This is a genomic window from Tatumella sp. JGM91, assembly GCF_018257575.1.
In the GTDB taxonomy this organism is placed as follows: Bacteria; Pseudomonadota; Gammaproteobacteria; order Enterobacterales; family Enterobacteriaceae; genus Tatumella; species Tatumella punctata.
Genome location: NZ_JAERJP010000004.1, coordinates 1 through 22,296, shown reverse-complemented (window position 1 = coordinate 22,296; position 22,296 = coordinate 1). Strand labels below are relative to the sequence as shown.

At 51.4% G+C, this 22,296-nt stretch carries 21 protein-coding genes and 1 pseudogene; 6 read left to right on the top strand and 16 right to left on the bottom strand.

Features of this window, described 5'->3' with window-relative positions:
* Positions 1-87: 87 nt before the first annotated feature.
* The 8 genes from spy to JK198_RS03755 all read right to left on the bottom strand — a co-directional run bounded on the left by spy (position 88) and on the right by JK198_RS03755 (position 9,538).
* Positions 88-570, bottom strand: a complete 483-nt coding sequence (gene spy / locus JK198_RS03790; protein ID WP_212706820.1) for an ATP-independent periplasmic protein-refolding chaperone Spy — start codon at positions 568-570, stop codon at positions 88-90.
* A 230-nt stretch (positions 571-800) separates the two neighbouring features.
* Positions 801-1,784, bottom strand: a complete 984-nt coding sequence (gene astE / locus JK198_RS03785; protein ID WP_212710160.1) for a succinylglutamate desuccinylase — start codon at positions 1,782-1,784, stop codon at positions 801-803.
* 27 nt (positions 1,785-1,811) lie between these two features.
* Complete coding sequence (gene astB / locus JK198_RS03780) at positions 1,812-3,140, bottom strand: N-succinylarginine dihydrolase (protein WP_212710158.1); 1,329 nt, start codon at positions 3,138-3,140, stop codon at positions 1,812-1,814.
* A gap of 21 nt (positions 3,141-3,161) precedes the next feature.
* Positions 3,162-4,616: a succinylglutamate-semialdehyde dehydrogenase gene (gene astD / locus JK198_RS03775; protein WP_212710052.1), complete on the bottom strand. Its 1,455-nt coding sequence runs from the start codon at positions 4,614-4,616 to the stop codon at positions 3,162-3,164.
* Entirely contained in the window at positions 4,600-5,643 is a 1,044-nt protein-coding gene (gene astA, locus JK198_RS03770; RefSeq protein WP_212710051.1) for an arginine N-succinyltransferase, read from the bottom strand. Before astA ends, astD begins: the two co-directional genes overlap by 17 nt.
* A complete protein-coding gene (locus tag JK198_RS03765; protein WP_212710047.1) occupies positions 5,643-6,860 on the bottom strand; it encodes a bifunctional succinylornithine transaminase/acetylornithine transaminase in 1,218 nt (405 codons plus the stop codon). Before JK198_RS03765 ends, astA begins: the two co-directional genes overlap by 1 nt.
* A 421-nt stretch (positions 6,861-7,281) precedes the next feature.
* Complete coding sequence (locus tag JK198_RS03760; protein WP_212710046.1) at positions 7,282-8,712, bottom strand: YchO/YchP family invasin; 1,431 nt, start codon at positions 8,710-8,712, stop codon at positions 7,282-7,284.
* Positions 8,713-8,878: 166 nt separating this feature from the next.
* Complete coding sequence (locus JK198_RS03755) at positions 8,879-9,538, bottom strand: gamma-glutamylcyclotransferase (protein ID WP_212706815.1); 660 nt, start codon at positions 9,536-9,538, stop codon at positions 8,879-8,881.
* Between the two features lie 472 nt (positions 9,539-10,010).
* On the opposite strand from JK198_RS03755, the gene chaA reads away from it, so the two are divergent.
* Complete coding sequence (chaA, locus tag JK198_RS03750; RefSeq protein ID WP_212706814.1) at positions 10,011-11,102, top strand: sodium-potassium/proton antiporter ChaA; 1,092 nt, start codon at positions 10,011-10,013, stop codon at positions 11,100-11,102.
* A gap of 313 nt (positions 11,103-11,415) precedes the next feature.
* Here chaA and kdsA read toward each other — a convergent pair whose 3' ends face one another.
* Genes kdsA through hemA form a run of 6 tightly spaced genes read right to left on the bottom strand, consistent with a single transcriptional unit; the run spans position 11,416 to position 16,741 of the window.
* Positions 11,416-12,270 (bottom strand): 3-deoxy-8-phosphooctulonate synthase, encoded by an 855-nt coding sequence (gene kdsA, locus JK198_RS03745; protein WP_212706813.1) that lies wholly within the window; start codon positions 12,268-12,270, stop codon positions 11,416-11,418.
* 35 nt (positions 12,271-12,305) lie between these two features.
* Positions 12,306-13,115, bottom strand: a complete 810-nt coding sequence (sirB1, locus tag JK198_RS03740) for an invasion regulator SirB1 (RefSeq protein ID WP_212706812.1) — start codon at positions 13,113-13,115, stop codon at positions 12,306-12,308.
* Entirely contained in the window at positions 13,112-13,510 is a 399-nt protein-coding gene (locus tag JK198_RS03735) for a SirB2 family protein (protein ID WP_212706811.1), read from the bottom strand. Before JK198_RS03735 ends, sirB1 begins: the two co-directional genes overlap by 4 nt.
* A 1-nt stretch (position 13,511) precedes the next feature.
* Positions 13,512-14,360 (bottom strand): peptide chain release factor N(5)-glutamine methyltransferase, encoded by an 849-nt coding sequence (gene prmC / locus JK198_RS03730; RefSeq protein ID WP_212706810.1) that lies wholly within the window; start codon positions 14,358-14,360, stop codon positions 13,512-13,514.
* Positions 14,360-15,442: a peptide chain release factor 1 gene (prfA, locus tag JK198_RS03725; RefSeq protein ID WP_212706809.1), complete on the bottom strand. Its 1,083-nt coding sequence runs from the start codon at positions 15,440-15,442 to the stop codon at positions 14,360-14,362. The genes prmC and prfA overlap by 1 nt, the downstream gene beginning before the upstream one ends.
* 42 nt (positions 15,443-15,484) lie before the next feature.
* Positions 15,485-16,741, bottom strand: a complete 1,257-nt coding sequence (gene hemA / locus JK198_RS03720; protein WP_212706808.1) for a glutamyl-tRNA reductase — start codon at positions 16,739-16,741, stop codon at positions 15,485-15,487.
* A gap of 211 nt (positions 16,742-16,952) precedes the next feature.
* On the opposite strand from hemA, the gene lolB reads away from it, so the two are divergent.
* The 3 genes from lolB (at position 16,953) to prs (ending at position 19,504) form a co-directional block, all read left to right on the top strand.
* A complete protein-coding gene (gene lolB, locus JK198_RS03715; protein WP_212710045.1) occupies positions 16,953-17,579 on the top strand; it encodes a lipoprotein insertase outer membrane protein LolB in 627 nt (208 codons plus the stop codon).
* Positions 17,576-18,430, top strand: coding sequence for a 4-(cytidine 5'-diphospho)-2-C-methyl-D-erythritol kinase (ispE, locus tag JK198_RS03710; RefSeq protein WP_212710042.1), 855 nt, complete (start codon positions 17,576-17,578; stop codon positions 18,428-18,430). Before lolB ends, ispE begins: the two co-directional genes overlap by 4 nt.
* Positions 18,431-18,556: 126 nt before the next feature.
* A complete protein-coding gene (prs, locus tag JK198_RS03705) occupies positions 18,557-19,504 on the top strand; it encodes a ribose-phosphate pyrophosphokinase (RefSeq protein WP_212706805.1) in 948 nt (315 codons plus the stop codon).
* 105 nt (positions 19,505-19,609) lie between these two features.
* Here the strand turns inward: prs and JK198_RS03700 are convergent, their stop codons facing one another.
* Positions 19,610-19,912, bottom strand: a complete 303-nt coding sequence (locus JK198_RS03700) for a DUF2583 family protein (RefSeq protein ID WP_212710156.1) — start codon at positions 19,910-19,912, stop codon at positions 19,610-19,612.
* Between the two features lie 193 nt (positions 19,913-20,105).
* On the opposite strand from JK198_RS03700, the gene pth reads away from it, so the two are divergent.
* Both pth and ychF read left to right on the top strand, forming a co-directional pair.
* A complete protein-coding gene (pth, locus tag JK198_RS03695) occupies positions 20,106-20,693 on the top strand; it encodes an aminoacyl-tRNA hydrolase (protein ID WP_212706804.1) in 588 nt (195 codons plus the stop codon).
* Positions 20,694-20,808: 115 nt separating this feature from the next.
* Positions 20,809-21,900, top strand: a complete 1,092-nt coding sequence (gene ychF / locus JK198_RS03690) for a redox-regulated ATPase YchF (protein ID WP_212706803.1) — start codon at positions 20,809-20,811, stop codon at positions 21,898-21,900.
* A gap of 135 nt (positions 21,901-22,035) precedes the next feature.
* On the opposite strand, the pseudogene JK198_RS03685 reads toward ychF, so the two are convergent.
* Positions 22,036-22,227, bottom strand: a pseudogene (locus JK198_RS03685) (integrase core domain-containing protein); the annotation flags it as partial.
* Positions 22,228-22,296 lie beyond the last annotated feature (69 nt).

Genomic DNA, 22,296 nt, shown 5'->3' with positions numbered 1-22,296 from the left:
TAGCACGAAAAACCGCCGTTGTGGCTGACGATAATACCTGTCATCAGTCACAACGGCGGTCTCACAAAATACATTCAGGTCAGCATATTAGCCCGGGTTGCGGGGCTGATGACGCCCGCCCATTTCCGGCTTTTCCGTCAGGCGCTTTTCAACATTCGCATTGTATTGTTTTTTCTGATCAGCCGTCAGGACATTATACAGCTTATTGTCAGTTTCCAGGCGCTGCAATGCGTTGTCTTTCGCACTTGCCGTCATCTGAGCTGCCTCAGCTTCCGCTTTACTGCGGTCGAAACTGTCAGAAGCAATAATTGAATGAACCGCCCGGCGTTGTTCAACCGATGGACGTTTCATCTGCTGATGACCGGCTTTCATAATATCGCGTATCTGTTGCTTCTGCGCATCTGTCAGGTTCAGGCCTTTAAACATCATTGGTCCTTCGCCTTCCCCGCGACACGGGCATTTATGCTGTGCTGACGGTGGTGGTGTCAGGTTCTCAGCTTCCGCATGAACAACAGAGGCTGCTCCTAAAGCCAGAGATGAAGCCAGAATCAGTGAAGTGAGTTTACGCATAGTTTTATCCTTAACAGTTTTTATATATCTGACCAACAGGTCGCCGCTGAGATAAAGTCTAGCGCTAACAACGTCAATTATTCAGTAACTGGGTAAATCACTGAAAACAAAAAAGCTAAAAAGACAACGATCATGGAGAAAAAATGGATGAAGTCATCAGAGATTGCTAAGAAACCGCTGATCGGACGGCAACAGGCCGGAGAAAATACCGGCCTGCAGTCAGAGGCAGGTTAGTTCTCTTCCACCAGCATCAGACCTGCCCGCAGTCCGGCAGCCACCCGTGGGTTCGGAAACAGCACCCTTTCGCCGCCGGCATTGCCGACCAGATATTGCTGTTCACCATCTTCGGCCAGTAAGGTTCCGGCAGGAAATTGCGTGAAATTAAGTGTTGAATCAGACATATGCAAGCAAAACTCATCACTTAACCGGGTTATCTGCTGTGCCACACGGAAGCGAACGGCCGGTTTTACCGGCCGGGCAGGCAGCGGACAGTCCCCGCAAATTAACGCCATCAGGGCGTCACGGGTTTGTTCAAAATCTGATAACTGATTTTTACCGAAGGGTAAAGCTTTACCGAGCTCCAGGGTACAACTCTGAGCCGACAGTGAATTGCAGCTGAAATGGCTAAAGGTTCCGCCCGGCGAGCGATGAAACACCAGTGCTTCAGCCCCTGCACAGTTCAGCCAGTCAATAAAATCCTCCTGCCAGGGCTCAGAATTAACCGGTAACACCCCGAATTTCTGGTAAAGCGAACCGCGGATCGCCGTATGTAAATCCAGATGCCAGCAGCGTGCCCCTGCCGTGCCGCTGGCAAAAAACTGCTGTAATACCAGCTCTAACTGGCTGGCACGCCGTGACTCATAGCAGGGAGCAATGGTCTTCCAGCCGCTGGAGAACAACCGGTTCAGGTCATAGGCGGTAAAACGTGTCCCCGCCCTCAGGGCAGCAGGGTTACCAAAAATAACCAGTAACCGGCTGGCAAGTGGCCGTTCCCCTGCCAGTAATCCACCAAGGATCTGGTTAAGGATCTCTGCAGGGGCCGTTTCATTACCGTGAATCCCCGCTGAAACCACCAGCATATCGTCCGCAGCATCACCCGCCGGCGTCAGTTCAATAATTCCCTCGCCCCTTTCCCGCCAGCGCAGAAATGCATTTTCTCCTTCAGCCTCTCCGCCCGATTGCCCGGAGAGCAGGTGCTGCAGATAATCAGTTATCATTCGGCTCTTTCCATTCAGATCAACTTAACACTGGAATTCATAGACACTGCCAAGCTTTAACAGTTTCGTTAAATCATCCAGTGCCTGATTATTTTCGGTCAGTAATTGCGGGTCAGCAAGGTCATCGATCGTCAGTCTGTCACGGTAATACTTCTCTGCCCAGCCATTAAGTTGCGCAAACAGCTGATCGTTCATCAGTACCGCCGGGTTAACCGCCTGACGTTGCCGGGCCGTTAATGCCACACGTAATCGTAAACAGGCAGGCCCGCCACCGTTGCGCATACTTTCACGTAAATCGAAAATCTGCAAATCCGTTATCGGGTTATCTTCTGCCACAACCTGCTGAAGATATTGCCACACCCCGGGATGAGCTTCCGCTTCCGCAGGTAACACCAGCGACATGCTGCCATCGTTAAAGCTAAGCAACTGGCTGTTAAACAAGTAGGTATTGACTGCATCTCTGACCGAAACCCGCTGTTCCGGCACAATTATCGGAGTAAAGTCCGCCAGCCGCTCACGAATTTTTGCCAGTAAACCGGCCTGTCCGACAAATGCCTGTTCATGACAGAACAGAACTTCACGATGGCTTACCGCAATCACATCGTTATGGAAAACCCCCTGGTCGATCACCGCAGGATTTTGTTGCGCATACAATGTGTGACGCGGATCAAGCTGATGCAGTCGGGCAACGGCTTCACTGGCCTGCAGGGTCTGGCGCGCCGGGTAACGAACCGGTCCCCTGTCCGGATGTTTTTCATCACGGCCATAAACAAATAACTCCAGCGGTGAGGAACCATCTTTATTACATAGCCGGTTATGATTGGCTGCACCCTCATCCCCGAAACAGGCGGTCTGGGGTAAAGCGTGATGTACTTTGAAATATGTATCGTCAGGGAAGATTGCCCGTAACAGGCGGGTGGTGGCCGGCGCTTCTGTCATGCGGTGCAGTTTATTATTGAGGTTGGCAACCGTAAAGTGTACCCGTTGATCTGCGGTATCCGCCGAGGGGGAAACGGTGGCTGCATTGGCCACCCACATCGACGACGCCGAACAGGCGGCCGATAATAGCTCAGGAGCCTGTTGCAGGGCTTTCTGTAATACCTGCGGATCATTGCCCGTAAACCCCAGCTGACGCAACAGTGCAAGATTAGGCCGCGATAAGGGCGGGATCACTCCCTGAATAAAGCCCTGATCGGCCAGTGCTTTCATTTTCGCCAGCCCCTGTTTTACCGCGTTTAACGGATTTGATGGCTGAAACCGGTTACGCGCCGAGGCTTCGTTACCAAAAGAGAGCCCGGCATAGTGGTGAGTCAGGCCTGTCAGACCGTCAAAATTGGCTTCTGCCTTCTGAATTTCCATAGGAGCACCTGCTTATTAATGTGAAAAATCGAGGCCGGGCGATAATTGCTCCGGCAGACGGAGTTGCGCACTCTCCATTGAGGCCATCGGCCAGGCACAATAGTCCGCCGCATACCAGGCCCCGGGCCGGTGGTTACCGGAAGCACCTATGCCGCCAAACGGTGCGTTACTGGCGGCTCCGGTCAGGGGTTTATTCCAGTTAACAATCCCGGCGCGGGCATCGGTCAGCAGTTGTTCAAATTTCTCGCGTTGTTCAGAAATCAGTCCACAGGAAAGGCCATAGCGGGTACGGTTAGCGATAGCTATTGCCTGGTCAAAGTCATCATAACGAATCACATTCAGTAACGGCCCGAAGACTTCCTCATCCGGTTGCTCCGGCAAAGCGGTGATATCAATAATCCCCGGGCTGATCAATCCTGAGGCCCGGTCCGGCCAGCGCATTTCCAGCAATACATCGGCTCCTGCGGCGGTAAGCTGCTGCCAGTGCTGCCAGATATGCCCTGCAGCCTGTGGCGAAATTACGCTGCCCATAAAGGGAGCCGGGGTGCTATCCCATGGCGCGGGTTCAATCCTGGCCGCCACTTCGGCCAGGCGAGTCAGGAAACGATCACCGGCGTCACCGCGTTTCACCAGCAAACGCCGCGCACAAGTACAACGCTGGCCGGCGCTGATAAAAGCCGACTGGAGAGTGAGGTTGACGGCTGCATCAATTTCCTGTGGTTCATCGACAATCAGTGCATTATTTCCGCCCATTTCCAGGGCCAGCATAATCTCCGGCCGGCCGGCAAACTGACGATGGATATGGTAGCCGGTCGCAGCACTGCCGGTGAACAGTACACCATTGACAGCAGGATCTGTCAGTAAGGCCTGTCCCGTTTCCCGCCCGCCCTGCACCAGATTAATCACCCCCGCCGGTAAACCTGCTTTATGCCAGAGTTCCGTGGTCAGTTGCGCGGTTGCCGGCGTCAGTTCACTGGGTTTAAACACCACGCAATTCCCCGCCAGCAACGCCGGAACTATATGTCCGTTAGGCAGATGCCCGGGGAAATTATAGGGACCGAATACCGCCATCACCCCATGGGGACGGTGGCGAAGGCTGCTGTCTGCCTGCTGTGACTCACCGGTGCGCTGATGCCAGGACTGTTCAGATATGGCAATTTTATTAATCATTGATCTGACTTCGGTCAGCGCTTCCCAGCGTGGCTTGCCTGTTTCACGGCTAATCAGCTCCGCCAGTTGCGGTTTGTTTTCGGCTAACAGTTGGCCAAATGCGGTGACCAGTGCCAGCCGGTCAGTAAAACTGCGCCGTGACCAGGCCGGGAATGCAGATGCGGCTGCCTGACAGGCGGCTGCAACATCGTCCTGTTGCGCCGTATTATTCTGCCAAATCCGCTGACCGCTCACCGGATCATTTTTGATCAGCTCAGGTCCTTTGCCCTGCAGCCACTGGCCATTAATTAATAACGTCATCTGAACTGTCCTTTGGGCTGAGTGTAACAATACGTAACATATCACCGGCATCTGCCTGCAGGTGTGCGGCACGGTCGGCGGTTAAATACACATGACCGGTGCGCGGATCGGCAGGTGTCAGCAGGGTTCTGAAATCATGATAATTCTGACTGGCCACCAGGCATAACGGAGCATTCTCCGGCGGCGACCCGATTTCAGCACTGACCAGACGGCTGTGACGGACAGCGCGGATCTGCGCCAGTTCACACTCCAGAGTCGGCCCGCCATCGAAAATATCGATATAATTTCGGTAACGGAAGCCCTCAGACTCAAGTAAAGCTCTGGCCGGCGCCGTATCAGGGTGTACCTGGCCGATAACGTCCTGAGCCTCCCCGGTCAGATAATGGACATACAAAGGATGCTTAGGCATCAGTTCAGCGATAAACGCCTTATGTCCGGTACCGCTGAGAAAATCAGCTCTGCCAAAGTCCATCGAAAAAAAGTGTTTTCCGACACTGTTCCAGAACGGTGACTCCTGTTGCCGGTCGCTGACACCACGCATTTCTGCAACCACATGGCTCGAAAAATGCTGGCGAAAACTGGCCAGAAACAGCAGCCGTGATTTAGACAATAGCTGACCATTTTTATTACCGCGACAGTCAGGATCAAGGAACAGAGTACAAAGCTCACTGACACCCGTATGGTCATTGCTTAGTGATAATGTCGCCAGATGGTTATAGACATCCAGTTGCCGTGAAGCATGTACCTGAGAACCCACGCGAAAGTTATACCAGGGCTCTTCCAGCCCGACCGCGACTTCAATGGCACAGATTCCGGCAATCTGCCCGCTGTCGGGTAATTCAAGCACAAACACATAACCCTGCTGTGATTTCGGACATTCTCCGCGCCAGGTTTTTATCGAACGATCAATACGTTCGGAAAGGGTCTGTTCATCTTCAGGAAGGGAAGTTAACCCCCCGCCAGTTTTAGCCGCCAGGGCCATCAGTCCGGCTAAATCGTTATGGCATACAGGACGGATTACCGACATTATCCGGCCTCCTGTACAACGGCGTGCAGCGCCTGTGCCAGACGGTTCAGCCCTTCATCAATATCAGCAAACGGAATATTTAATGCCGGTGCAAAACGTATAACACTGGCCCCGGCAATTAATACCATCACTCCCTGCCGTGCCGCTGCCAGGCTTATCGCCTTCGCTTTTCCCTGTAAACGTTCAGTTAACTGACAACCAATCAACAGTCCTTCACCACGGACTTCGCTGAAGACCGGTAACCGCTGCATAATATCGGCCAGTCCGCGACGGAAGTATTGTTCACGCTCGCTCACTCCTGCCAGGGTTTCGGGAGTATTAATCAGTGACAATACTTTCCCGGCAATCGCCCCGGCCAGAGGGTTCCCCCCGTAAGTTGTGCCGTGGGTGCCGACAGTCATCACTCTGGCACAATGCTCTTTTGCCAGCATCGCACCTATCGGAAAACCACCGCCCAGCGCTTTAGCGGTAGTCATTACATCCGGTTCCACCCCGTACTTCATGTAAGCGTATAATGCGCCGGTCCGGCCAACACCGGTTTGTACTTCATCGAAAATCAGCAAAGCTCCATGCTGATCGCATAATTCACGCAGTGCCTGCAAAAAACCGGCACTGGCAGGAATAACTCCGCCTTCTCCCTGTACAGGTTCTACTATCACTGCACAGGTATGGGAGTTAATGGCAGCACGGGCAGATTCAATATCGTTGAACCGGGCATGACTGATATCAGGCGGTAAGGGGGCAAAATCTGCCGAATAGGCCGGCTGTCCCCCTGCAGTTACCGTAAATAATGTTCTGCCATGAAATGCATTTTTAAAGGCAACAATACCGCGTTTTTGCGGGTTAGCCTGATCATGCGCATATTTACGGGCCAGTTTCAGTGCAGCTTCATTGGCTTCAGCACCGGAATTACAGAAAAAAACCCGGTCTGCAAAGGTTGCTTCTGTCAGTTGTTTCGCCACACCGAGGATCGGTTCATTGGTATACCCATTTCCTGTGTGCCAGAGTCTGGCAGACTGTTCGATCAATACCTGTTGCAATTGCGGATGACAATGGCCGAGGGCATTGACCGCAATTCCTCCGGCAAAATCGATATATTCTTTATCCTGCTGGTCCCATAAACGCGAACCTTTAGCCCTGACTGGAATAAAGTCTGCCGGCGCATAAACCGGAAGCATCCATTGGTCAAAATTCTGACGGGTGATGGCCTGTGGCATAACAACCTCTGATCTATTTTGTTGTGTTGTGATGTGATGTGAATATTATTTTTTAAACTATCGATGCACAGCCTGACTGGCAGAGACTGTAAATTGCAGTTAACGTGCCAGTAAAAAGGAAAAAGTGCATAAAATTACACATGACAAAATAAATCAATGACTTATGAGCTAGCCGCATTCACAATAAATGAATAAATAGTGAATAATCACCAGACAGTTCAGTATCTCTCTGAACTAAAACAGAAGATTTATGCAAAACTAAAGAAAAGTTTCAGTTTTGTGATCATGAACAGGCAGCCGCCTTTATCCGTCATAAAAACGCCCCATACAGGTGCAATTATCCGCCCTTATGATCATAGAATGCCCCTTTATGGGGCGTAAAAGAAAATCCGGCAACAGGGTGCACCGTGGCGGGGAAAACTCAGGGGGCCATCAGATCATATTGTGGCTGGACGGGAGCCTCTGGCAGAGAAAGTGGCTGCTCCACTTTCAGGGTGATCCAGTTTGACGTGGTCTGATGGCGGGCATTTTCAATAGTTACCGCCAGATGATATTCGTTGGTTGCCTGCGGATCATTATCCCAGCGCGGAATAATCACACTCCATCCCTGCAAGTCGGTATTACTGGCCGGCGAAGTCAGACTAAGTGCACGGGTATCGCCCTGCCAGTGAATACTGCGGATATTACCCGCCGGGCTGACCTGTAATTTCAGCATCAGGGTTTCTCCGCCGGTCAGCTGCCACGGCGGCGTGGCAAGAAATACACTCAGTGCCGGGATGTCGCGGTAGGATAATACCGGACTGTTATTGCGGGTAACGGCATCATAGCGGCTGCCCCGCAGAGAGTGCACCGCCGCGACTTCATCGGGAGACAGCTGTTTTGCCAGTGACTCACCGAAACGGTAATTAAATTTTAACCCGAATAAATCCTGACTTTCGCCTCCGGTTCCGGTCTTATGACTGGCAGAGAAAGTGACCAGCGGGACCGGCGTATAAGTGAATCCCAGAGACAGTGCTGCCGGATTATGGTAATAATTCCCGCTGTTAAAAGCATCAATATTATCCCCGAGATATTGCTGCCAGCTGACGGAGACACCAAGCTGGCGGTAAAACGGCAGATAGCCCTGGCTGGTAATATCATAGCCGTGGGCCATACGGGCCATACGTGTACTGTCAGTCTCACGCCAGCCGGAAACCGGCAGATAATAATTGGCCGAGAAACTCAGAAAATCGCCGCGGGCCTCGGTACCAAACGATGCTCTGTCAAGACGCTGATTGAACAGATGATCAAGAAAAGAGTTATAGCCAAATAGCCAGTGTCCGGCCCCCCAGCGCTGCCCCACTCCGACACTGCCGGTAGTCCCGGGCGAACTCTGACTTATCCCCAGCTGGCTGTATACCAGATAACGATCATTATCCTCCAGCGGACTCAGCAGCCTGGCAGAAGTACCATCAAAGTTACCGTTCAGGTCCACATCCAGATTAATATTGGTTCGCCCGTAAGGCGACAGCAAACTCTGCCCCGCCTGATTGAGTTTTTCCGATAACTGGTCACGCAAGTGGTCAAAAGCCCACAGACCTGCACTGTGTCCGAGGCTGGTATCCGTATTGCTGGAATTTTCCTGTGCGATTGATTGGGCAATTTCCGCCAGTTGCTTCGAGAAATCACTCTGGCTGGCGCTACTACCAAGGTCCGGTAACGAACGGTTCTCTTCTCCTTCAGGCTCCCTGCTGCCAGCCGTAGTTGGTGAACCGGTAAGGTTACTGTCTGCCCCGGCCTGAGGTATCCCCGCGGCGGCAGAACATAACAGTAAAAATGAATAGCAAAACCGGCATGATCTGTTTAAAGGCATAATAAATTCAACAGCGTCAAAGAGAACAGAGAAACGGTGGCTGACCTGATGTCAGAAAAGCAGATGCCCCAGTATACCATAGCCGGCACTGAATGCAGACCCCGCCTTAACCCGGCACTGTGGAACCACTGAGTATCAGCATAAAGCCACCGTCACCGCTCACCGGTTACTGTTGTTGTAATTGTCTGACGTCGCGGGCCAGGGATAACAGAGTGTCATCCTGTTCTCCGAGTTCCGACAGACTGCTGACCAGTTGATACAGATATTGTGCATTTGTTCCGAGAGGCCCTTTAGCTGCAGCAATTAACGGGGCAATCACTGAAGGACTGTTATCAGACTCAAACAAGGGATGCAGGGGATTGATAGTGAATACCAGCGCGATAATCTGTTGCCCGTCATCAAGGGTAACCGCTTCCCAGCGCGGACAATAGCAGCCGGTCAGCATTTCCCGTTTCCAGAGTAATTCCAGCTCTTCAGCCCGGTTATCGTCACTCAGGCGAAACACCCGTCCGCGGGTTCTGCCGCCCGACTGTAAAGCCAGCATCCTGCCCGGCTGACATTCTGTTCCCCGGCCGGCTATCAGCCGGATACAAAACGCACGATGCCAGCCCTCAAGGACCGCAGGCCGTACGTCATTATAATCCAGCACCGGATTCCACATTAAAGATCCGTAACCAAATATCCATACGGGTAAACCTTCCGGCAACCGGTTAAGAAATTCCGCCAGCGAGGCTTTACGCTGTTGCGGAGTCAGCAATAACTGATCATCAATATGTCCGAATGAGGACCGGCAATCCGCATTGATCAAAAAATCCCGGGTCAGCACATCGTCCTCCTTAATCACCGGGGAATACTCAATACTGCTATCATTACAATAAACCGGCCATTATGTGAAGAGCATCACATAAATAGCTCTTTCCCGGCAACTCCCCCCGGCGCAGACTACTGGCTGAAAAATAAAAAATAATACATATGAAACAAAGAGATAAATATAAAAAATCGATAATATTACCCCGGAAACACAAATAACAGACTCAGTGTTGTTAGTGATGTAATAACCACGACTTTTTGCAAGATAACCTAAAAAAATCATGAATCAAAAATATTTTAAATCCATTTAAATCATTAAGTTAAATGAAGATAGCAGAGAAAACAGAAAGGTAATTAAAATATCACTACGGAGTAAATAAATGTGTCAGTAATATCTTTTAATGATACAGTATCTCCCGGAAATTTACCCGGTAACAAGGCTGCACAGAGTTACAGAGAGTCCAATTTATAACGCGTGAGGAGAGAGAATGCCAGCGCATGAAAAAACCCGCCATACGGAATACTCATTAATTTTCCCAATAATTGCCCTGGGCGTTTTATGGTTCTTCAGCCATCAGACGTCCCTGCCGCTGGTCATCGCCATCAATATATTAACCCTGGTCGCGATCCTCTGCAGCGCTTTCAGCGTTGTTCGTCACGCTGATGTACTGGCCCACCGGCTGGGGGAACCCTTTGGTTCATTGATTCTGACTCTGTCGGTGGTAATCCTGGAGGTCAGTCTGATTTCGGCACTGATGGCGACCGGAAATGCCAGTGCCGGGCTGATGCGCGATACCCTGTACTCAATTATTATGATCGTGACTGCCGGGCTGGTGGGTTTTGCGCTGCTGCTCGGCGGCCGCAAATTCGCCACACAATATGTCAATCTGGCAGGAGTAAAACAGTATCTGATTGCTATCTTCCCGTTAGCCATTCTGGTTCTGGTTTTTCCTAATGCCCTGCCGGGCGGTAACTTTACCACTGGTCAGGCACTGTTAATCGCTGCCGTGTCCGCAGCTATGTACGGGGTATTCCTGCTTATCCAGACCAAAACCCACCAGAGTCTGTTTATTTATGAACATGAAGACGAAAGTGATGACGGTGACCCTCACCATGGTAAACCTTCTGCTCATAGCAGCGGCTGGCATGCCTTATGGCTGATTATCCATCTGCTGGCGGTGATCAGTGTGACTAAAATGAATGCACCGGTACTGGAACAATTGCTGGGCGACCTGAATGCGCCGCCACAGTTTACCGGTTTCCTGATTGCCCTGCTGATCCTGTCTCCGGAAGGATTAGGGGCTATCAAAGCAGTGCTGGCTAACCAGGTACAGCGGGCTATGAATCTGTTTTTCGGCTCCGTACTGGCGACAATTTCGTTAACAGTACCGGTGGTCAGCCTGATCGCAGTCATTACCGGCCAGCCGCTGATTTTCGGCCTCGAAGCGCCACAAATGGTGATTATGTGCAGTGTGCTGTTACTGTGCCAGGTGTCATTTTCTACCGGACGCACTAACGTACTCAATGGTGCCGCGCATCTGGCGCTGTTTATCGGCTACCTGATGACTATTATGCTGTAACCTGTTGACAAACCACCACAGGCGCAGGATTGCGCCTGTGGCAGATCGGATAATCCCGGCCCTTTCTGCCCGCCCCTCAGCGTCAGTACTGCTCTGCTACAACTCCGTAATCTCTGTTTACCACCAGTCTCACGCACAACTCCTTGCAGCCATCAGGCGCACAGACAGGTATTTTCCGGGCAGGCAGAGACAGAAGCAGAGAATATACGACATAAACCAAATGGCAGGGCTGCGATGCAGAAACAGGGCCGGTAATCATCCCGGCACAGACAGGAGCCAGTGCAGCACAGAATTGCGCTGCACTCTGTATAACTTAGCGGCTGGTATCCAGCGCCGGGAACGATTTAACTAAATCATCAATCCCTTTCATCTGAACCAGGAAAGGTTCCAGCTTATCCAGCGGTAATGCTGAAGGGCCATCACATTTTGCATTATCCGGATCCGGATGCGCTTCAATAAACAGCCCGGCAATCCCTACCGCCATCCCGGCACGCGCCAGTTCTGCTACCTGGGCACGGCGACCACCGGATGCCGCCCCAAAAGGATCCCGGGTTTGCAGGGCATGGGTAACGTCAAAAATCACCGGGGAGTTATGCGTCACTTTTTTCATAACATTAAAGCCAAGCATATCAACCACCAGATTATCGTAACCAAAGTTACTGCCGCGGTCACAGAGGATCACCTGATCATTACCGCCTTCGGCAAATTTATCAACAATATTACCCATCTGCCCCGGGCTGACAAACTGTGGTTTTTTTACGTTAATCACAGCACCGGTTTTCGCCATCGCTTCGACCAGGTCTGTCTGACGGGCAAGAAATGCCGGCAGCTGGATAACATCAACCACTTCGGACACAGGCTGTGCCTGGGCAGCTTCATGTACATCGGTAATAATTTTCACACCAAAAGTACTTTTCAGCTCGGCAAAGATCTTCAGACCTTCTTCCAGGCCAGGGCCACGGTAAGAATGAATTGAGGAGCGGTTCGCTTTATCAAACGAAGCTTTAAAAACGTAAGGGATACCCAGTTTGTCTGTCACTCTGACATAGTGTTCGCAGATACGCATGGCAAGTTCACGGGATTCGAGAACGTTCATACCACCGAACAACACAAATGGCAGATCGTTTGCTACCCTGAGGTCACCAATAGAGACTACTTTCTCTGTCATACTGTTGTTCCTTTAATTACTGATATCAACGCGGCTTAGTGCAGCGTAACGTGTTTTTGCCCGATGGCATGGATCTGCACCTTAATCATTTCACTGACCGGATCTTCAGGGCATTGTTCAATAAAATAGGTTAAGTCACTTAATGCAACATGTTCACATTCAAGTTGCGCATAAATCAAACCCCGGTCACGAATTTCATAGGGGTCTTCAGGATCCATTTTCAGCAGAACTTCACTGACTTTTAACGCCAGCTCCAGCTGTTGTTCATCCATCAACGAGGCTTTCAGTGTATCAAGCATTTTACGAATAACCGAAGCAATATCAGCTTCATCCAGGTCTTCATCATACAAACCGGATGTCGGCCCGATAGTCCCTTTCACCCACACATCCAGTGTATGTTCGTCCAGCGTTTCGCCGTTAAACGGGTTAATTAACCACATTTCGCCATCAATCCAGTCAGCCCGGGCAATCAGCTGTGTCGGGAAAATAACCGGCAACAGTGGCAGAGATAACCGGTCTGCAATAAACAGCAGTAACGCACCGAGTGAAACGGCTGTGCCCTGACGGGTTTTCAGCACATTATCCAGCCACAAGGCATCGGATAAGCGGTATATACCGCCGGCCCCGCCAAATCCCCACTGCCCGTAAAACAGCTCCATCAGTTTCCCGAGACGCTTCTCAGGGTCAGTTTCACCGGCCACATAAGTTTCTGCTTCAGTGACCAGCAACTCTAACTGCCGCCGCACATTCCCGGCCGAAAAATCGGACCGGATGTCCTGCATTACAGTCAGCATGGCTTCACACAATGAGCCATGACTAAAATCAAATTGGTTTGCGGAACTCATAACATCCCCACTAGCGGTATTCTGTTGATCGCAAGGAAGACAATGATAACCAGCATCAGTAATGCTGCACAAAATGCAATTCCGCGGATAAACGGTGAAAAATTACGACGACCAAAAGCGACAAATCCGAAACCGATATACAGAATGACCGCCATTAATTTTTCGGTCAGCCAGCTGCCATCGGCAGTAAACGGATAATAACGGGTGATCAGCACCAGCATAATGCCGGTCAGCAACAGCAGCGTATCATTAATATGCGGAGTGATTTTCACCCAGCGACGCTGCATCATCGCGGAGCCTGCCGTTTTCCAGTAAAAACGGCCGGTAAATAACAACACCGAAACGATTGCGGTGAAGATGTGAATCGATTTTATAACGGTAAAATAATTGTTCATATCAGCCCGCCATCTGTCCGGGATTATACTGGCCAAAAGTTACCCGCGGGTTACCGCCATAGTCTGCTTGTGTGGCCACCTGCTGATAACCGGCATCCGTCAGTAAACGGCTTACCGCATCTGCCTGTTGCCAGCCATGCTCCATCGCCAGCCAGCCCCCTTTCTGTAACCAGTCACGGCTCTGGTCTGCAATCTTACGCAGATCTGCCAGCCCGCCCTCATCCGCCACCAGTGCACTGAGGGGCTCAAAACGGACATCCCCCTGCTGCAGATGCCGGTCCGTCGCATCAATATAAGGAGGATTACTGACAATCAGCTGATACTTTGCGCCAGACAGTTCACTGAACCAGTCGCTTTGCAAAAACCGGCAACCGGATAACGCCAGCAGTGCGGCATTTTCACGGGCCAGTGCAACAGCCTCAGGCACCCTGTCCACCCCGGTAATTTCACAGTCCGGCCGTTCTTTGGCTATCGCCAGTGCAACCGCTCCGCTGCCGGTGCCCAGGTCAAGCACCGCCGCAGGCGATGCCCCGAGCAATTGCAGGGCGACCTCGACCAGCACTTCCGTATCCGGCCGCGGGATCAGGGTACTGTTATTCACTTTTAAGGGCAGTGACCAGAATTCCCGCTCCCCCAGCAAATGGGCCACAGGTTCCCCTGCCCGGCGGCGTTCCAGCAACATGGTTAAGCGGGTTAACTGGGCAGGCAACAGACTGGTATCATCAAAGGCAATCAGCCAGCTACGGGGTTTCGCCAGCACATAGCCGAGCAGTACTTCCGCATCACGTTTCGGACTTTCACTGTGCTGCAATACCACACGGCTTTGTGCCAGCCAGTCACGTATCCGCATTATTCCTGGCCTGCCAGTGCCGCCAGCTGATCTGCCTGATATTCCTGAACAATAGGCTCGATCAGGCTGTCCAGTTTACCTTCCATTGTTTCATCCAGCCGGTACAGTGTCAGGTTGATACGGTGATCCGTGACCCGTCCCTGAGGGAAGTTGTAGGTCCGGATACGGTCAGAACGGTCACCGCTGCCCAGCAGGTTACGCCGCGCCGAAGCCTCGGCTTCATGACGTCTGGCCATTTCGGCGGCATGGATACGTGCCCCCAGAACCGACAAGGCTTTCGCTTTGTTCTTATGCTGCGAACGCTCATCCTGGCACTCCACCACGATACCGGTTGGCAGGTGCGTAATACGGATAGCAGAGTCAGTGGTGTTAACGTGCTGACCACCTGCTCCCGACGACCGGAAAGTATCAATTTTCAGATCCGACGGATTAATATCCGGCAGCTCGGCATCCGGGATCTCCGGCATAATAGCCACAGTACAGGCTGAAGTATGAATACGCCCCTGGGATTCGGTCTCAGGTACCCGCTGTACACGGTGACCACCGGATTCAAATTTCAGCCGGCCGTAAACGCCATCACCGATAATTTTCGCAATGACTTCTTTATAGCCACCATGTTCGCCTTCGTTGGCACTGATGATTTCGACACGCCAGCGGTTGGTTTCCGCATAGCGACTGTACATACGGAACAGATCACCGGCAAACAAAGCAGCTTCATCACCACCGGTTCCGGCACGGACTTCAACAAAACAGGGACGTTCATCGTCCGGATCTTTTGGCAGCAACAGTACCTGCAGTTCCTGCTCAAGTATTTCGCTCTGGCTCTTCGCTTGTTGTAATTCGTCGTTAGCCATCTCCCGCATTTCGGGATCGTCGAGCATCAGAGTTGCTGTTTCGATATCATCCTGAACCTGCTGCCAGTGGCGGAAGCATTTGGTCACGTCGGTTAACTGAGCATATTCGCGGGATAACGCCCGGAAACGCTCCTGATCTGCAATGACCCCGGCATCACCCAATAACGCTTCAACTTCTTCATGGCGTTCCTGCAGCGCTTCGAGTTTGGCAACAATTGATGTCTTCATGTATTTGAGGTTTTTCCAGTCACTGAAAAGGACCACCCGGCATTATTCAATGCCAAGGCCGTCACGTAAAATTTGCAGGCGTTCATCGTCCCCGTCACGGGCAGCCTGCTGGAGAGATTTTGTCGGCGCATGGATCAGCCGGTTAGTCAGTTTATGGGCAAGGTCATGCAGCACTTTTTTCGCATCCTGTCCCTGCTCTAATGCCAGTAACGCCCTGGATTCCAGGTCTTCACGGATATGTTCAGCCTGTTCACGGTAATCACGGATGGTGGTTACCGCCGACTGCGCCCGCAGCCATGACATAAACTCACAGCTTTCATGCACCACGATACTTTCGGCTTCAACCGCCGCCGCTTCACGCTGTGCCATATTCTGCTGAATAATGGTCTGTAAATCATCGACAGTATATAAATAGGCATTCGCCAGTTTACCCGCCTCCGGTTCAACATCCCGCGGTACTGCAATATCTACCAATAGCATCGGCTGATTACGCCGGGCTTTTAGCGCCCGTTCCACCATACCTTTACCGATAATCGGAAGCGGGCTGGCGGTGGACGAGATAATAATATCCGCGTCCTGCAACCGAGAGCTGATATCACCAATGTCGATAACTTCAGCATTGACTTCTTCTGCCAGCCGCTGAGCACGTTCCCGGGTCCGGTTAGCAATAATCAGCTTCTGTACACGGTGCTCACGCAGATGACGGGCAACCAGTTCGATAGTTTCCCCGGCACCGACCAGCAACACATTCACTTTCGACAGTGATTCAAAAATCTGCCTGGCGAGGGTACAGGCCGCAAAGGCCACCGATACCGCACTGGCACCAATCTCTGTTTCGGTACGAACCCGTTTGGCCACCGAAAAGGTTTTCTGGAACATACGCTCCAGTTCGCTGCTCAGTACATGACCACGCTGAGATTCTGCAAAGGCTTTTTTTACCTGACCCAGAATCTGGGGTTCACCCAGCACCAGAGAGTCCAGCCCGCTGGCGACCCGCATCAGATGGCTGACCGCCGCATTATTCTCGTGCCAGTACAGACTTTGCCTGACGTCTTCCTCTTTAAGCTGATGATACGTACACAGCCAGCGTACCAACTGCTCCTGAATATCATCATTTTCATCGACACTCAGGTATAATTCAGTGCGATTACAGGTTGAAAGTACCACACCACTTTGTACCTGTGGCTGTGATAACAGGCTGTCCAGCGCTTTATCAAGTGTGTCCGGCCCAAAAGATACCCGTTCGCGCAACGCGACAGGTGCCGTTTTGTGATTGATTCCGAGTGCTAGAAGCGTCATGGTGATTCTGGTCGGGTTGTCCCGGTAATTTCAGGGTTATAGGACCATTCTACAAGATGAGGCAGATCAAGAAAAGCCATACAAAAGCTATGACTGTAATAAGATTAACCTGATCCCATATAATATTCCCCGAATAGCATTGACGGTTAAATGCCTGCACGGTAGCGTTTAGCGCTCTGCAGTAAACATCCGGGTCTGAGGAGATGACGACGTGAGTATATTGAATAGACGCTGGCTGGGCCGGTGCCTGCCTGTTGCCAGCCTGCTGTTAAGCGCCTGTGTTACCCCCCCGCCACAGGGACCCGGCCAAAGCCCGGACTCCGCCCAATGGAAACAGCATGTCAGTGAAGTTAAGAAAATTACGGCTTTTCAAACCCGCGGGGCCTTTGCCTACCTTTCTGAACAACAAAAAGTGTATGCCCGTTATAACTGGCAACAGACAGCCAGCGATCGTTACCGGCTGTTATTAACCAGCCCGCTGGGCAGTACCGAAATGCAGCTGGATACCCAGGGAACAACCGTACAGCTGGTGGACAATACAGGGAAACGCTACTTCAGCCACAATGCCACTCAGATGATCTCTGAACTGACCGGCATGAACATTCCGCTGGAAAACCTGCGGCAGTGGATGCTGGGACTGCCCGGTTCAGCCAACAGCTATACCCTGAATAACCAGTACCAGTTGCGTAGCGCAACCTATACCCACGACGGCCAGACATGGCAGGTTACTATCAATGATTACCGTCAGGACGTGAAACCCGCCCTGCCCGCCGACCTCGAGTTAACCACCGGTCATCTGCGCATCAAATTACGTATGGACAGCTGGAAATTACCATGACCACAACCTGGCCCAGTCCGGCAAAACTGAATCTGTTCCTTTATATCACTGGTCAGCGTGCCGACGGCTACCATAATCTGCAGACATTGTTTCAGTTCCTTGATTACGGCGACAGCCTGACTATCAGCACTGACTTCTCTGCCCGGCTGCGGATGAATACCCCGCTGGCCGCGGTCGCCGATGAAGATAATTTAATTATCCGTGCGGCACGGTTGCTGAAAGCCGCGGCCCTCGCAGACCGGCGGATCAGCGAAGATGCCGGTGCCGAATTCACTGTTGAGAAAAAAATCCCGATGGGCGGCGGTCTCGGGGGGGGATCATCCAACGCCGCCACCGTACTGGTGGCGTTAAACCAGCTCTGGAATTGCGGTTACTCTGCCGAATACCTGGCAAGCCTCGGGCTGCAACTGGGGGCGGACGTGCCGGTATTTGTTCACGGTTATGCGGCCTTTGCCGAAGGTGTCGGCGAACAACTGCAACCCGCCAGTCCGCCGGAAAAATGGTACCTGGTCGCCCATCCCGGAGAAAGTATTCCTACCCCGGCCGTTTTCGGCGATCCGCAACTTACCCGAGATACTCCGCACCGGACATTAAACCAGCTTATGGATAGTTGCTGGCATAATGATTGTGAAGCTGTCGTAAGAAAACGTTTTCGTAAGGTTGATGAATTGCTTGTCTGGCTGTTAGAATACGCGCCATCACGCCTGACAGGGACAGGTGCCTGTGTGTTTGCCGAGTTTGACACAGAGGAAGCCGCCCTTCAGGTTCTTGAACTCGCTCCTGAATGGATAACTGCTTTTGTGGCGCGCGGGGTGAATACCTCACCGTTGCAAATGTGTTTGTCTGAGTGATCAGCGTGTGCGTGACAGTATCATCCTGTTCCAGATACTGCGCGTATCGCATTTATACACCTGTGTGAACTTTCCCTGTGGCACAGCGCAGGGAGTTCTCTGGACGTAAAGCCTGAGGTTTTTCTCGTGCCCGATATGAAGCTTTTTGCTGGTAACGCTACCCCGGAACTGGCGCAACGCATAGCCAACCGTCTTTACACTAACCTCGGGGACGCCGCTGTCGGTCGTTTCAGTGATGGTGAAGTCAGTGTACAGATTAATGAAAACGTGCGTGGCGGTGATATTTTTATCATTCAGTCCACCTGCGCTCCTACTAACGATAATCTGATGGAACTGGTGGTAATGGTTGACGCGCTGCGTCGTGCCTCCGCCGGACGTATTACCGCCGTTATCCCTTACTTTGGTTATGCCCGTCAGGATCGTCGCGTCCGTTCTGCCCGTGTCCCCATTACCGCAAAAGTTGTTGCCGATTTTCTTTCCAGCGTAGGTGTTGACCGTGTTCTGACGGTTGACCTGCACGCAGAACAGATTCAGGGCTTCTTTGATGTACCGGTAGATAACGTATTCGGCAGCCCGATCCTGCTGGAAGATATGTTGCAGCTGAATCTGGAAAACCCGATTGTGGTTTCTCCGGACATTGGTGGTGTTGTCCGTGCCCGTGCAGTCGCCAAATTGCTGAATGATGCCGATATGGCCATCATTGATAAACGCCGCCCGCGGGCAAATGTTTCTCAGGTCATGCACATTATCGGTGATGTTGCCGGCCGTGATTGCGTACTGGTCGATGATATGATCGATACCGGCGGCACTCTGTGTAAAGCTGCAGAAGCGCTGAAAGAACGTGGTGCCAAGCGGGTATTTGCCTATGCAACCCACCCTATTTTCTCAGGTAATGCCCTGGAAAACCTGCGTAACTCGGTAATTGATGAAGTGGTTGTCTGTGATACCATTCCTTTGTCACCGGAAATCAAAGCACTGCCTAATGTCCGGACGCTGACATTATCCGGAATGCTGGCTGAAGCTATCCGCCGTATCAGTAACGAAGAATCTATCTCTGCAATGTTTGAGCATTAATCACTGCTTATCATTTCAGCTAAAAAGCCGGGCATAATGCCCGGCTTTTTCATGTAATGACCCGCTGTTATATAAACGTTATGCTGGTCCGGAAAGCGCTGCGCGTTACTGAGTCACTGAATCCACATCCGTTACCGGTGATGATTTATGGCGCGGATGCAGATTACAGCCACTGTAACGCAGCAAAAAATAGCGGTCACAGACTTTTTCACGTCCGCCGAGTTGTGCGCCCGCCAGCCATAATAAGGCTCCGAGGAAGATAGCAAACACAGCACCTTCCACAGCAACCGCAGGCAGGTGAACAGAATGCAACTGACTCATCACGGCTAATACCATCCCTGTAACAATAACCAGCAGGCCAATGCCCATCAGCGCATTGCCATATCTCAGACATTGTTTATGTTTCATCATCTCCCCTTTCTGCCATGCGACAGCCGTTGAACAATTAAACAAAAGTTTAGTAATCAATACTAATCAATTCTGCTACTCAGATCACAAACCTGAGCGAAAATTACCATTACGTGCGCTGGCGACTGATCTTTGTGCTTATGCGTGTCAGGCAGTAAACTAATGCCTTTGTAATCATGGCAGGGTAGAAATTGTGAGCAGTATTAAACTGATTGTAGGTCTGGCGAATCCGGGCGCGGAATATGCGGCCACCCGGCATAATGCCGGCGCCTGGTATCTCGATTTGCTGGCAGAACGACATAATCAGTCGTTAAAAGAAGAACCTAAATTCTACGGCTACACAGCCCGTATCAGCCTGGCAGGAAATGATGTCCGGTTACTGGTACCTGCAACCTTTATGAACCTGAGCGGCAAAGCTGTGGCTGCCATGGCCACTTTTTACCGCATTACGCCGCAGGAAATTCTGGTCGCCCATGATGAACTTGATATGCTGCCGGGAGTCGCTAAATTCAAACAAGGTGGCGGTCATGGCGGACATAACGGACTGAAGGATATCATCAGTAAGCTGGGGAATAATGCCGACTTCCATCGACTGCGTATCGGCATCGGCCATCCCGGTGACCGTAATAAAGTCACCGGTTTTGTTCTGGGTAAACCACCGCAGAGTGAACAAAAACTGATTGACGAAGCCATTGATGAGGCTGTCCGTTGTACGGAAGTATGGCTGAAAGACGATCGGCTTAAAGCAATGAACCGCCTGCATAGCTTTAAAGCCGGTTAAGCGGCTCCGGAAATCCGCGCCATTATGGGTGGTTATGTGTATAATGCGGCAAAATTTTACAGTTCCGGCGGCAGTCTGTTTATCTGCCGCCAATACGTTATAAGGTAACTCAAGCATGGGATTTAAATGCGGTATCGTGGGCCTGCCAAATGTTGGTAAATCCACCCTGTTTAATGCGCTGACGAAAGCGGGTATTGAAGCGGCTAACTTTCCGTTCTGTACTATTGAACCCAATACCGGTGTGGTTCCCATGCCTGACCCGCGTCTGGACAAGCTGGCAGAAATCGTTAAACCTCAGCGTACTATCGCCACCACCATGGAATTTGTCGATATTGCCGGTCTGGTAAAAGGCGCATCTAAAGGTGAAGGCCTGGGTAACCAGTTTCTGACTAACATCCGCGAAACCGAGGCTATCGGTCATGTTGTTCGCTGTTTTGAAGATGACAATATTATTCACGTTTCCGGGAAAGTGAATCCGGCTGATGATATTGAAGTAATCAACACTGAACTGGCCCTGTCCGATCTGGATACCTGTGAACGCGCTATCCAGCGTTTACAGAAAAAAGCCAAAGGCGGCGATAAAGACGCGAAAGCCGAACTGGAAGTGCTGGAGAAGTGCCTGCCACAGCTGGAAAATGCCGGCATGCTGCGTGCGCTGGCACTGGATGAAGACGAAAAAGCCCTGATCCGCTACCTGAGTTTCCTGACCCTGAAACCAACCATGTACATTGCTAACGTCAATGAAGACGGTTTCGAAAACAACCCGTTCCTCGATCAGGTCCGGGCTATCGCCGACCAGGAAGGTTCTGTGGTCGTGCCGGTCTGTGCTTCGGTTGAATCGGATATTGCTGAACTGGACGACGCGGACCGCGAAGAATTTATGGCCGAACTGGGCCTCGAAGAACCGGGCCTGAACCGTGTGATCCGTGCCGGTTACGCCCTGCTCAGCCTGCAGACCTACTTCACCGCCGGTGTTAAAGAAGTCCGTGCCTGGACCATCCCTGTCGGCGCAACCGCCCCCCAGGCAGCCGGCAAAATCCACACCGACTTCGAAAAAGGCTTTATCCGTGCCCAGACTATCGCTTTTGACGACTTTGTCGCGTTCAAAGGCGAACAGGGTGCCAAAGAAGCCGGAAAAATGCGTGCCGAAGGAAAAGAGTATATCGTTAAAGATGGCGATATTATGAACTTCCTGTTCAACGTCTAAATAAAATGTGTTGTCTTATGAGGTTTCATTGAGTCTCATAAAAATCACAAAAAACCATAAAATCCACGCAATTGCGTGGATTTTTTTATTTCACAGACTCTCAACTTATCTCGTAACAGGGTAACCCCCCCATTTTTAACGGAGGCGATAAGTAGAATCAGATAAGCGTTGAATATGTTGCATCGGCGTGTAGCCATTCAGTGCCATATTCGGTCGCTCGTGATTATAAAACCATTGCCACTGCGTGGCATAGTCCTGCAATTCATCCAGTGATGTAAACAGGTGTTGCCCCAGCCAGTCATAACGCACTGTCCTATTGGGACGCTGGTATTACCTGTATATGATAACCGACCTGTACAGCCGGAAAATCACGGGTTATGAAGTGCATGAGACAGA